The following is a 12,121-nucleotide window of genomic DNA, read 5'->3' on the forward strand; positions in this document are numbered from 1 at the left end:
TATGTCAAAGATAGGAGTATTTGTTTGCCACTGCGGAGAAAATATAAGTGCCACTGTTGATTGTGAAAAAGTAGCCGAAGAAGCTTCTAAAATAACAGGGGTAGAAGTTAGTGTCGACTATAAATATATGTGTTCGGATCCCGGACAAACAATGATAAAAGAGGCCATTAAAGAAAAAGGTCTCACAGGAGTTGTAGTTGCAGCATGCTCTCCCCGTATGCACGAACCTACTTTTCGGAAAGCTTGTGCTGAAGCTGGTTTGAATCCTTATATGTGTGAAATGACCAACCTGCGTGAGCATTGTTCATGGGTACACGAAAAAGGTGATCAGACTACCGAAAAAGCGATTGATCTGGTAAGAATGCTTGTTGAAAAAACAAAACTGAACAAACCTCTCAACTCGATAAAAGTACCTATCCATAAAAAAGCACTTGTTATAGGTGGAGGTATAGCAGGTATTCAATCGAGTCTTGATATTGCCAATGCAGGACACCAAGTTATATTAATTGAGAAAGACCCTTCCATTGGAGGGCATATGTCTCAACTATCGGAAACATTTCCTACTCTCGACTGTTCGCAGTGTATTCTTACACCCCGAATGGTAGAAGTAGCACAACATCCTAATATAACACTATATACTTATGCTGAATTGGAAAAGCTGGAAGGTTTTATCGGTAACTTCAAAGCAACTATTCGTTTAAAAGCTAAAAGTGTCGATCCAAAACTTTGTACAGGTTGTGGTGTTTGCTACTCAAAATGCCCGACAAAGAAAATACCTAGTGAATTTAACGAAGGACTCGGATTACGGACAGCTATTTATACGCCATTTCCACAAGCTGTACCTAATAAACCTGTTATTGATAAAACAAACTGTACTTATTATACAAAAGGAAAATGTAAGGTTTGTCAGAAAGTATGCCCTACAGGAGCAATTGATTTTGACAGACCCGATGAATTTATAACCGAAGATATCGGTGCTGTGGTTACAGCCACAGGCTTCAACGTTTTAAAGCCTGATTTCTTCCCCGAATATGGTTACGGTAAATTCAAAGACGTTATTACAGGATTACAATTTGAGCGTTTGGCATCTGCATCAGGTCCTACTTTGGGAGCAATCCGCAGACCTTCGGATGGAACCGAACCTAAAAAGATCGTATTCATTGCCTGTGCAGGCTCACGTGATCCGGCTAAAGGATTGCCTTATTGTTCCAAGATATGTTGCATGTACACTGCCAAACACGCCATGCTGTATCAACACAAAGTACACGATGGCGAATCGTATGTATTCTATATGGACATTCGAGCAGCAGGTAAAAATTACGAAGAATTTGTCCGCAGGGCAATCGAAGACGACGGAGTAAACTATATTCGTGGTCGTGTCGCTCGTGTATATGAAAAAGACGGAAAACTGATTGTAAAAGGTGTAGATACTCTTTTAGGCGGAAAACCGGTTGAAATAGAAGCCGATATGGTAGTACTTGCCAGTGCAGGTGTAGCCAATCACGGAGCAGAAGAATTGGCTCAAAAAATGCACATTTCTTATGATCCATATAAGTTCTTTGCAGAAGCTCACCCGAAGTTAAAGCCTGTAGAAACCAACACAGCAGGAATCTTCTTGTGTGGTGCTTGCCAAGCTCCAAAAGATATTCCCGAAACAGTCGGAATGGCATCGGGAGCAGCAGCTAAAGTAATCGGATTATTCTCCAACAATGAACTGACCCGCGAACCTATTGTAGCAGTAGTAAACCGCATTGCTTCGCACGAAGCATCTACTTGTGTAGGATGTTTCTTATGCGAAACTGCTTGCCCTTATCAGGCAATATACCGGGAAGAAATAAAAAACCGTGCAGGTGAGATTATAAAAACCGTTGCTCAGGTAAACCCCGGATTGTGTCAGGGTTGTGGTACTTGTGTTTCTTTCTGCCGATCTAAATCTATCGATATACAAGGATTCTCTAACGAGCAAATGTATGCTGAAGTAATGGCGGTATTGGAGGCATAAGCAGATTAAATTAACCGCAAAGAATAAAAAGAACGCAATGTAAAAATGACAGAAAACGAACTATCTAAAATCGTATTTGAAGCAGGTTTAAAAATACATAGAATATTAGGCGCTGGTTTATTTGAAAGTGCGTATGAAGAATGTTTATATTATGAACTATGTAAACAAGGCATTAAAGTCGAAAAACAGAAGGTACTTCCTCTAATATATGAAGATGTGATATTAGAAGCCGGGTATAGAATTGACCTGATAGTAGAAGATAAATTAATCATTGAAATTAAAGCAGTAAAAGAATTAACGGATATACACAAAGCTCAGATAATAACTTATCTAAAGCTTAGTAAATGTAAGCTAGGATTACTTATCAACTTTAATACATTGCTGTTTAAAGATGGAGTAAAAAGAATAGCTAATGGACTATAAGAGATAATAACATTCAAAGAAACCTTGCGAACTTTATTTCTTTGCGGTAAAAAAATACAATTATGAATAACGAATTTGAACCTAAGATATTAGCCTTTGTCTGCAACTGGTGTACCTATGCCGGAGCAGACTTAACGGGTACAAGCCGTATAAAATATGCTTCGAATGTAAAAATCGTTCGATTTCCGTGTACAGGGCGTATTGACTTTATGCTCCTACTCAAAGCGTTTGCCAATGGCTCGGATGGGGTGATAATATCGGGATGCCATCCGAATGATTGCCATTATACATCGGGAAACTTTCATGCCCGCCGTCGATGGATGCTTTTCAGAAGCCTGCTTGACTTTATGGGTGTAGATATCCGCAGGATTCAGTTTTCGTGGGTATCGGCTGCCGAAGGTGCTAAATGGGCAGACATTGTAAATACTACAGTTGCCTCTATCCGTGAACTAGGTCCTTATACTGAATATCAGAGAGCAGCTGATTTCTTAGCCAATAACGAAGAAGAATTAGCGAAAGAAATGGAGGTGAACAATGGATGAATTGAGAAATAAAGCCAAAGAACTGTTCGACAAAGGAGAGATTGATATATTTATCGGATACGAGGAAGGTACCCGAAACCCGAGACCTCTTTTTGTGACGAATGCAGAAGATACTCAAAAGCTGGTATTCAACGATAAATGTACCGGAAATCTGGCTGTCTATCTAACTCGAAAAGATTTGGTTAAAGGAAAGAGAGTCGGAATATCAGCATCTTATTACGCCTTAAAAAGTATCGTTCAACTCTTTGCCGAAAACCAGTTAAAAGAAGAGAATCTGAAAATATTTGGATCATCCAATGATGGAAAGATTCAAGCTCTTAATTCATTAGATGAAATAAAGCAGTACCTGAAAGATACTCCACCACCTCCCAAACCGGAAGATGACGAATTGATAAAACAACTAGACGAAATGTCATCCGCCGAACGTTGGGCATTCTGGTCGGACGAATTATCCAAATGTTTCAAATGCTATGCCTGTCGTGCAGCTTGCCCGATGTGCTATTGCACCAAATGTATAGTGGAAGTGAATCGCCCTCAATGGATTCAACCGTGGACGAGTACTCTGGGGAATATGGAATGGCAGATCAATCGTGTGATGCATATGGCAGGACGTTGTTCCGATTGCGGTTCGTGCGGTACGGCTTGCCCTATTGTTATACCGATTCATTTGCTAACACACAAAATGTCGGAAACGGTAAAAGCCAATTTTGGAGATCCGAGTGACAAAGGCAATGTATTGTCTACATTCAAACCTGAGGATACAGAATCTTTCATACTCTAAATTATGGAAAAAAAATATATAAGCCACAATTCACTCATGAATTGGCTCACCAAATTGAATGACGAAGGAAGTCAGATTTATGCTCCTGTTGCAAAGGGGTATAAAACCGACTACAAGCAGATAACGTCTGTAGAAGAAATTTCTATGGATCATATACAAACGACCCAATCAGCCAAAGCCGTTGCATTTCCCCGTACTGAGAAGTTATTTTCGTACAAAAAAGAGAATGGAGATGTGACGCTTCAAAATTATGATACAACTGCTATTCCCGAAACCGTTGTTTTTGGAATTCACCCATGTGATGCAGCCGGATTCAAACCCTTATCGGGTATTTTCAATTGGGGTACTCCCGATTTACCGTTCAACGAAAGGATGAAACGTACTACTCTAATTGCGGTTAGTTGTACTCAGTGCGATGAATTTTGTTTTTGTACATCGGTTAACGGCAGTCCGGGAAATACCGCAGGAAGCGATATTCTGTTAACCCCTGTCAAAGATGGTTATGTGGCAGAAATAATAACAGAAAAGGGCGAAAATCTTGCTGATAAACACAGTAACTTTTTCGAGGCTGACCAAAATGTAAATAAAGAAGAGTATCTCGCAAAAGTTCCTGTTCAATTCAGTTTAGAGGAGTTGAATAAGAAAATTTCCAATATGTTCGAAAGTCCTGTCTGGAAACAACAATCCGAACGTTGTTTGGGATGCGGAGCATGTGCCTACGTCTGCCCTACTTGTGCGTGCTTCGATATTCAAGAAGATGCTCATGGAAGTTCGGGTAACAGATTACGCTGTTGGGATGCATGCGGTTTTTCACTATTCACAATGCATACTTCGGGACACAATCCGAGAGAGATACAAAGTCAACGATGGAGACAACGCCTGTTACATAAATTTTCGTATATGCCCGAACGTATTTCTGTTAGAGGATGCACGGGTTGCGGCAGATGCTCACGTGCTTGTCCTGTGGATATGAATATTGCAGAACATTTGACCGAAATTGCATCACTATAAATACTCTAAAATCATAGAATAGTATGGATAATTCAAATATATACCTTCCCCATTTAATGATCGTTGAGAAAATTACTCAGGAGGCTCCCGGAGTAAAGACTTTCCGTTTGAAATTCAAAGATGAAGAAGCAGGAAATAATTTCGAGTTTAAAGCAGGACAATTCGGTGAATACTCTGCTTTTGGTGAAGGAGAAAGCACTTTTTGTATTGCCTCCTCTCCCACTCGCAAAGGATATATAGAATGTACTTTCCGTGAAACCGGAAAAGTGACATCTGCTTTAGCCAAATTGGAAGAAGGTCAAACCATGGGGTTCAGGGGTCCTTTTGGTAATACATTCCCGATGGATGAATGGAAAGGAAAGAATCTTCTGTTTATTGCCGGCGGTATTGCTTTGCCTCCGATGCGTTGCGTGATTTGGAATGCTTTAGATACACGTGAGAATTTCGGAGATATCAGTATTCTTTACGGTGCCAAATCGGTAGCCGATCTGGTTTACAAACACGAACTCAAAGAATGGGACGAAAGACCCGATGTGCGTTTAGTAACCACAGTCGATCCGGGAGGCGAAACCTCGGATTGGAAAGGTGAAGTGGGTTTTGTTCCTTCTGTATTAGAGAAAATGAATCCTTCACCTGAAAATACAGTAGCGATTGTTTGTGGTCCTCCGATTATGATTAAGTTTACCTTTCCTGTATTAGAAAAGTTAGGTTTTACGGACGAAAACATCTACACTACTTTAGAAAATCGTATGAAATGCGGAGTCGGTAAATGCGGACGCTGTAACGTTGGCAGCCAATATGTATGTAAAGATGGTCCTGTATTTTCTAAGGTCGAATTAGAGGCTTTGCCTGCGGAATACTAAAATACAAGCATCTAAAACAGATCAACATAAGGAATTATCTCGGAAGAGATAGTTCCTTTATTCTTTTTGCTCATTATATAATTTAGTCTTATCTTTAAGGTCTAAGACCTATCTATTGCTTTGGCAAGTAAAATAACTAAAGCCTCTGCTCCTTATATAAAGTAGTATAACTTTTGCATTACTTATAAATAAAGCAACAACGGAATGGAAAACATAGTATCAGAGATTCGTCAGGCTTTAAAAGACAGTGTTGACGAGAAAACCCAAAGTAATAGTCAGAACTTCTTTAAAGAAGAAATAAAATTCTATGGGGTACGAGTGCCTCTGGTCAATAAGATCAGTAAGGAATCATTTGCAATCATTCAGAATAAACCCAAAGAATTTATTTTCGGATTGTGCAGCAAATTATGGAAATCAGGGTATCTCGAAGAATCATTTATTGCCTGTAATTGGTCGTACTACATTCATTCGGATTACCAACCCAGTGATTTTGTTTTTTTCGAAGAATGGGTGAATACTTATGTAAACAATTGGGCTTCGTGCGATACTTTATGCAACCATACAATAGGGACATTTATTGAAATGTATCCTCAATACATCCCAAAGTTAAAAGGATGGGCAAAGTCAGATAATCGCTGGGTAAAACGTGCAGCCGCCGTAACGTTGATAATTCCGGCTCGAAAAGGATTATTTCTAAAAGACATTTTTGAGATTGCAGACATACTTCTTTTAGATAAAGACGATTTAGTACAGAAAGGGTACGGATGGATGCTAAAAGCTGCCAGTGAAGCTAATCAAAAGGAAATATTTGATTACGTAATATCAAAGAAAGCCATTATGCCCCGAACAGCATTACGCTATGCTATCGAAAAAATGCCTCAAGATTTGAGAGCAGAGGCAATGAAAAAATAACATTAAAAAATCAATCTGATATGAGAATAGGACACATAGCTATATGGACTGAGAATCTGGAAGAAATGAAAGAGTTTTACACCTCTTATTTCGGAGGTATTTCGAATGCTAAGTACGTAAACCCAACAAAAGGGTTTGAATCGTATTTCATTACATTCGAAGGAGATACCACTCTCGAAATTATGAGACGCAAGGATATAACCAATAAAGTAGAGGTTGAATCTCTCGGTCTATGTCATTTCGCTTTTACGGTAGGTACTAAAGATCAGGTACTGCAATTGACCGAACGTTTAAGAGCCGATGGTTATCAGATAGTAGGCGAGCCGAGAACAAGCGGAGACGGTTACTTCGAGAGTGTTGTACTTGACGTAGATAACAATAAAGTTGAACTTATCGCCGAATAGATAGAATAAAAAGCTTTACTTGTTCTTTTTAAGAATCTGCAAAACCGATTCTTTTAGTTTGTCTTCCTGCATTATTACATTGAAGTGTCCCCAGAAATCGGAGTCATATTCAAAGGAGGTGTCAGAGAATATATTATTGGTCGCTAATCTTTCGTTACGAGCAAAACGAGAATCGTCTGATGTATCGGTTTCGCAATTTACCATCTCAAACCACATGTGCAAGGGTGAACTGAAGAGTCTGTTCTTTTTCCTCACCTTAAAATGTAAGTCTCCTCGAATATGACTGATATAATAAATTCCGTTAATCGGCTTATAAGAGACTACATAAGTTACTTTATCTGCAGTAATATTAATTTGAGGGCTTTTTCTAACAATAAGTATGTCTGTTGCTTTTTTTATATGATCGGGGTGAACTTCAAAGTTGGCTTGAACCAACGCATTATTCTCTGCATCGATATATAAATCACCTCGATATAAGGGTTCGTCATCACCTTGGTTTTGTTCGAAAGCAATCACATTAACTGTTCTGCCATCAAGCACTGTTATGTCGGAATGCCTGTAGACATAGGATGAATTTTTTAAAGGATCGAGAAATCCGGGCGTATCACCTTTTACCAAATCCAGAAGTAAAGCCGAACTGATGCCTGACTTCATTTTAGTTAGAAGAGTATCAGCTCTTTGTATGTCAACTATCCGACGCATCTTAAGTAATTTCACCTGATCGCTTTTATCACCACTCTGATAGCCTGTTTTATATATTTCCAAAACAGCCTCGGTTAAGCTCAGATTCTTATTTTTATGATCTATCCCCTCTCTGTAAAAAGCAGTTATATGAACAGGGGTATTCGAATAATTCTCGCTTCGTTTAAGCCACATATTGCGTAGTACCTCCGCCGGATTTACAATACGCACCACAACCTCCTGCAAGGGTATAACTTTTGGAGAAAGGGTAAAAACAATATGCTGCTGTGTGAGAAATGACAATTCGACTTCTTGTGATTGATAGCCTATATGCGACAGTTTCAGTTTAGAGTTTATTAAAGAATCGGGCACAACAAGTCTGAAATCACCACCCTGATTGCTTATAGTTCCGATGGAAGAATTCAAAATTCCGACAGCTCCATAAGCTATAGGTTCGCCACTAATTCCATCAATTAAGGTTCCGCCCAATGTAAGATATCTGATGCTGTCTTTCTGTTCCGCTCTTGCTTTTATAACAGGAGTTACAACAATATCAGGCTCTTGCTGCTGATTGAGTAAGATATGATTACCTACAATCTTTATATTCAGATGGTCGTTATTCGTAATAGCATAGATTGCATCACGTAAAGTATATTCTTTCTTCTGGATTTTAACGGTCTTATCGTTATCGACAACCTGACTGTCATAAATAAAGAGGTAGCCCGACTTATCGGAGACCTCTTTTAAAAGTTGATAAACTGTACCTTTATTTTTAGACAACTGAATTTTTCGGTTCAAAACATCCCCATCATTACCCCAAACAGTCGTCGCCATAGAAAACAGCAACAACAAGGTTGTAACAGGATAAAAAAGGTATCGAACCGTCCTTTTCATATTTATAATTCAAATTAGGTAACAGGCGTTATTTTGATTCCGAAATACGAATCTTACCCTCTTGCCGGATACACTCCAGATTGAGTGCCATGCAGATAAGCTGAGCCATAGATGATGCCGAATCATTGGAAAAGCTAACGGTCAACAAGCGATTCTCAAGACCGGGAGCAACCTCCAGTTGAACACCTTCGCTATTCCGGTTTATTACCCGAACCACATCTGCCAGACGCTCGTCTTTAAATTGTATTTGCCTTGTATAGCTGTAAAATTGATCTGCATCTTTGGTAGGCATGGTATGCAACTCGTCAGAACGAAGTAACCCCGTCTCACCTGCTTTCACATATATACTTTGTCCTGTTTTCTTCAAAGTTACTTTTACTTCTCCTCGGTCTACTGACAATGAAAAATTATCGTTATCCTTTCCTTTTACATTGAAGGCTGTACCAAGCACCTCTACCTGTATAAGATCTGTTTCTATTACAAACGGACGTTTACGGTTTCCTTTGACATCAAAAAACGCATTTCCCTGAAGAAATACTTCCCGTCTTTCTCTCTCGAAATGTTTCGGGTATTTCAGCGATGTTTGATCGGCTAAGTATACTATAGACCCATCTTCGAGAGTGGTCACCAAGGTTGCTTCATTCTTTTCGTTGTATAACGAGAGTAAGTGTTTATCCTTCAAATTTTGATTGACAACAATCGATACTGCCACAATACTAACCAGAAGTACAGCAATACTTGCCACCCATTTAAACGTTGCAGAACGTAAAAAGGTTCTTCTATGAGATTCCGTTTCAGGCAGTAATCCATCTTCAGCCAAACGGCTATAAAGTTGATTCCATGCCTTGTCGGTACTCGTGTTATTTTTTTCTATCTGAGTCATAATATTTGAGTATAGTTCTCAATTTCTTTTCGTAACGATTGAAGAGCTTTGGTCATCTCGGCCTCCACCGTTTTTATTGATATTGAGAGTATTTTTGCTATTTCAGCATATTTTTTTCCTTCGAAACGCTGCATCCTAAATATCCTGAGTCGCCGTTCGGGCATCTTGCCTAGAGTTTTATTGATCAGTTCTTCCAGCTCTTTATATTCCAGTTGTTCTTCGGGAGTAGAGTCTGAAATTTCGACCTTTTCGGAAATTGTTTTATCCTTATGTCGATCCCTCACCTGCCGATGTTCACAATATTGAAGCGATCGGTTACGGACTGCTCCGTATAAATACCCGTTTAAAGATGTAAATATGTGCAAGCCTTCACGATCACGCCACAATACATAAAACAAGTCCTGTATAATCTCCTCTGCAATATCTGTTCGTCCTGTTATTCCGGCAGCATAGAGACAAAGGGGAGAATAATAGCGTCTGAAGACTCCTTCAAAGACTTTTATATCTCCCTCTTTGATCTTTCTAACTATAAAGAAATCGTTTAGCATAAAGGTCTCGGATAACAGCTTGTTTCAGAACCGGTTTTTACTTCTTTCTATTATCCTTATCTACGTTTATTGGCATAATTGCCAGGTAGAATCGGACGAAGTGAATATAATAATAAATCTCTCAACACATTCATTATTAGTGTTGTTTTTTGAGTTTATTTACTGCAGATTCCAACGATTCTGAAGGTTCTATAATATTATAGTCTTCCCAGAAATTAGCATCTCTAAAACTACTTACATTATCAGAAAGCGATTGACTTTGCTTGAATGAAAGCTTAGCCGGAATATTATCTACATTGCCAACCTTACCACTGGTAACTACCATTTCTGAAATAATACTGTAATTGGTCGAAAATAACCTCCGTTTCCAATCGCACTTGAATCGGAACTCGCTCCTGATATAATTCAAATAACTGATTCCATCTCGCAACTTGTAATTGACCAGGAATGTTACTTCTTCCGGTTTGAATCGTAAATTATACGGTTTCTTTTTCAGAATAGCCTGAGTAGCTTTATTCTTGTCATCCATACTTAGGCTGAATTCGGCACGTGTAAAAGCTATACTTTGTTTGTCAATATACAATTTACCATAATAAAGTGCATAAGGCAGATTTACCTGAGGAGCAAAACTTACTACAAAGTGTGGACGCTCGTCTATCATTACCGATTCTTCCATCTTAAATTTGTAACATGATAATGTTTCTTTATCAAGTAACAATTCCGGGTTCTTGGCTATATCAAGATACACCGACAGGTTAGGGCCTCCAATCAATTTTACGGCAAGTGTGTCCCCCGATTTTTGACTCAACAGTTTACGCCCTTTTTCGATCTGTACTCTATCTTGTTTAACTCCTTCTTCGGTATACGCTGTTTTATAGATATCTATTACTGCCTCCGATATGTTGATGTAATTACGTCCTTTTTTAATGGTTTCACGATAAAAACCTGTCATAAGATTTGCTTCGGGACAATAGTTATTTCCAATCCGCTGAATAGCTTTCCTTACCAGATCGAGTGGCTCCATCGATTCTACAACAACTTCATTCAGTAGATTCACATTGGCGTTTAAAAGTATCTCTACACCTGTAGTTGTACGTTTGTCGATAGGTAATCTGTAATTAGAATAACCCATATGTGATATCTCAATCGATTTGGCATCAATAGAGTCATTTATCTTGATCAGAAATTCGCCATCTTCATTCGTTACGGTTCCTATGCCTGTTCCGGGAACAGATACATTGACATATTCAAGTTTCTTTTTCGATTTCTTATCTTTTATAACCCCACTAACCGAAATATAATGAGATTCGTTTTGTGCCGATACAGGAGTAATCCCAAGAGCTAAAAAGAGGATAAGAAGAAATCCTGCTATTTGTTTGCCTGTCGTTTTCATAATGGTATTATTTAATTGTTGATTTAATATCTTTACCAAAGCTGTATAGCTGCAATCGATAATTATATTTAATAAGGCTGCATTCAATACCTGCTTGTACTAATATGATCGCTCAGGAAATAAAAACCCTATGTTAAATGTGATTTATTTTTTTATTTCATCTTTTATACTTTGAGTAATTGATTTTATCATCCTGACATCAATCAATTCTATCTATATATTTCACTTTCTCATTAAATAAATTCAGAATATTTGACTATCTTGCTTCCCTATTTATAAAATCTGTTTATAAGTATGCCTTTATCTTCATGTATACTTATCTCTATTGAGTTTTCGTGAACAATAACTTAAAACAAAATGTTTGATAAATTTAAAGTAAAGTGGAATATTACTTCCAATTGGCAATTAGCTATAATTCTGATTGTATTTTCAGTAACCGGAAGTGCAGCCTTGGTGGTACGAAGATTTGTATTTGAATGGATCGGAATTACCTCCGAAACATCTATGTGGCTGAAAGTTCCGCTATACATCTTAATCTTAGTTCCTGCTTATCAAATACTATTAATAATTATAGGAGCTATTTTCGGGCAATACCGGTTCTTCTATGAATTCCAGAAAAAAAGCATAGGTCGATTTTACAGAAGAAAAGAGAAAAAATAAGGTTTCAGACCTATTTATTATTCATCTAGGTATAACATCTGTTGGCAGTTATAGCTTTAAAATAGAATATTAAGTAAAAGAAAATATTTGATGACACATTTTAAAAGCATAACAACCTATCGCT

General features: G+C 38.2%; 13 protein-coding genes. 9 read left to right on the forward strand and 4 right to left on the reverse strand.

Translation table 11 applies throughout. The features are described from left to right. The first annotated feature begins 1 nt into the window (after position 1). From G7051_RS05515 to G7051_RS05550, 8 genes are all read left to right on the forward strand, one after another. The gene (locus G7051_RS05515) at positions 2–2,002 is read left to right on the forward strand and encodes a CoB--CoM heterodisulfide reductase iron-sulfur subunit A family protein (protein WP_166198963.1); all 2,001 of its coding nucleotides are present in this window, start codon (positions 2–4) and stop codon (positions 2,000–2,002) included. Between the two features lie 45 nt (positions 2,003–2,047). Beyond that, entirely contained in the window at positions 2,048–2,425 is a 378-nt protein-coding gene (locus G7051_RS05520) for a GxxExxY protein (protein WP_166112202.1), read from the forward strand. Between the two features lie 62 nt (positions 2,426–2,487). After that, positions 2,488–2,967: a hydrogenase iron-sulfur subunit gene (locus G7051_RS05525; protein WP_166198964.1), complete on the forward strand. Its 480-nt coding sequence runs from the start codon at positions 2,488–2,490 to the stop codon at positions 2,965–2,967. After that, positions 2,960–3,748, forward strand: a complete 789-nt coding sequence (locus G7051_RS05530; RefSeq protein ID WP_166198965.1) for a 4Fe-4S dicluster domain-containing protein — start codon at positions 2,960–2,962, stop codon at positions 3,746–3,748. Before G7051_RS05525 ends, G7051_RS05530 begins: the two co-directional genes overlap by 8 nt. A gap of 3 nt (positions 3,749–3,751) precedes the next feature. Further along, positions 3,752–4,759: a 4Fe-4S dicluster domain-containing protein gene (locus G7051_RS05535; protein WP_166198966.1), complete on the forward strand. Its 1,008-nt coding sequence runs from the start codon at positions 3,752–3,754 to the stop codon at positions 4,757–4,759. Between the two features lie 23 nt (positions 4,760–4,782). Then, positions 4,783–5,622 (forward strand): FAD/NAD(P)-binding protein, encoded by an 840-nt coding sequence (locus G7051_RS05540; protein WP_166198967.1) that lies wholly within the window; start codon positions 4,783–4,785, stop codon positions 5,620–5,622. 204 nt (positions 5,623–5,826) lie between these two features. Next, positions 5,827–6,534 carry a DNA alkylation repair protein gene (locus tag G7051_RS05545; RefSeq protein WP_166198968.1) on the forward strand — a complete coding sequence of 236 codons (708 nt, stop codon included), beginning with the start codon at positions 5,827–5,829 and terminating at the stop codon, positions 6,532–6,534. A gap of 20 nt (positions 6,535–6,554) precedes the next feature. Further along, complete coding sequence (locus G7051_RS05550; protein ID WP_166198969.1) at positions 6,555–6,938, forward strand: VOC family protein; 384 nt, start codon at positions 6,555–6,557, stop codon at positions 6,936–6,938. A 15-nt stretch (positions 6,939–6,953) separates the two neighbouring features. On the opposite strand, the gene G7051_RS05555 is transcribed toward G7051_RS05550, so the two are convergent. From G7051_RS05555 to G7051_RS05570, 4 genes are all read right to left on the reverse strand, one after another. Continuing rightward, positions 6,954–8,513 carry an STN and carboxypeptidase regulatory-like domain-containing protein gene (locus tag G7051_RS05555; RefSeq protein ID WP_255493329.1) on the reverse strand — a complete coding sequence of 520 codons (1,560 nt, stop codon included), beginning with the start codon at positions 8,511–8,513 and terminating at the stop codon, positions 6,954–6,956. Positions 8,514–8,541: 28 nt separating this feature from the next. Beyond that, a complete protein-coding gene (locus G7051_RS05560) occupies positions 8,542–9,396 on the reverse strand; it encodes a FecR family protein (protein ID WP_166198970.1) in 855 nt (284 codons plus the stop codon). Next, positions 9,393–9,944 carry an RNA polymerase sigma-70 factor gene (locus G7051_RS05565; RefSeq protein ID WP_166112222.1) on the reverse strand — a complete coding sequence of 184 codons (552 nt, stop codon included), beginning with the start codon at positions 9,942–9,944 and terminating at the stop codon, positions 9,393–9,395. The genes G7051_RS05560 and G7051_RS05565 overlap by 4 nt, the downstream gene beginning before the upstream one ends. 136 nt (positions 9,945–10,080) lie before the next feature. Then, entirely contained in the window at positions 10,081–11,337 is a 1,257-nt protein-coding gene (locus tag G7051_RS05570; protein ID WP_166198971.1) for a carboxypeptidase-like regulatory domain-containing protein, read from the reverse strand. 357 nt (positions 11,338–11,694) lie between these two features. Here G7051_RS05570 and G7051_RS05575 point away from each other — a divergent pair, with 357 nt between their 5' ends. Next, positions 11,695–11,997, forward strand: coding sequence for a DUF6787 family protein (locus tag G7051_RS05575; protein WP_166198972.1), 303 nt, complete (start codon positions 11,695–11,697; stop codon positions 11,995–11,997). Positions 11,998–12,121 lie beyond the last annotated feature (124 nt).

Origin of the sequence: Dysgonomonas sp. HDW5B (assembly GCF_011299335.1) — a bacterium.
Lineage (GTDB): Bacteria > Bacteroidota > Bacteroidia > Bacteroidales > Dysgonomonadaceae > Dysgonomonas_A.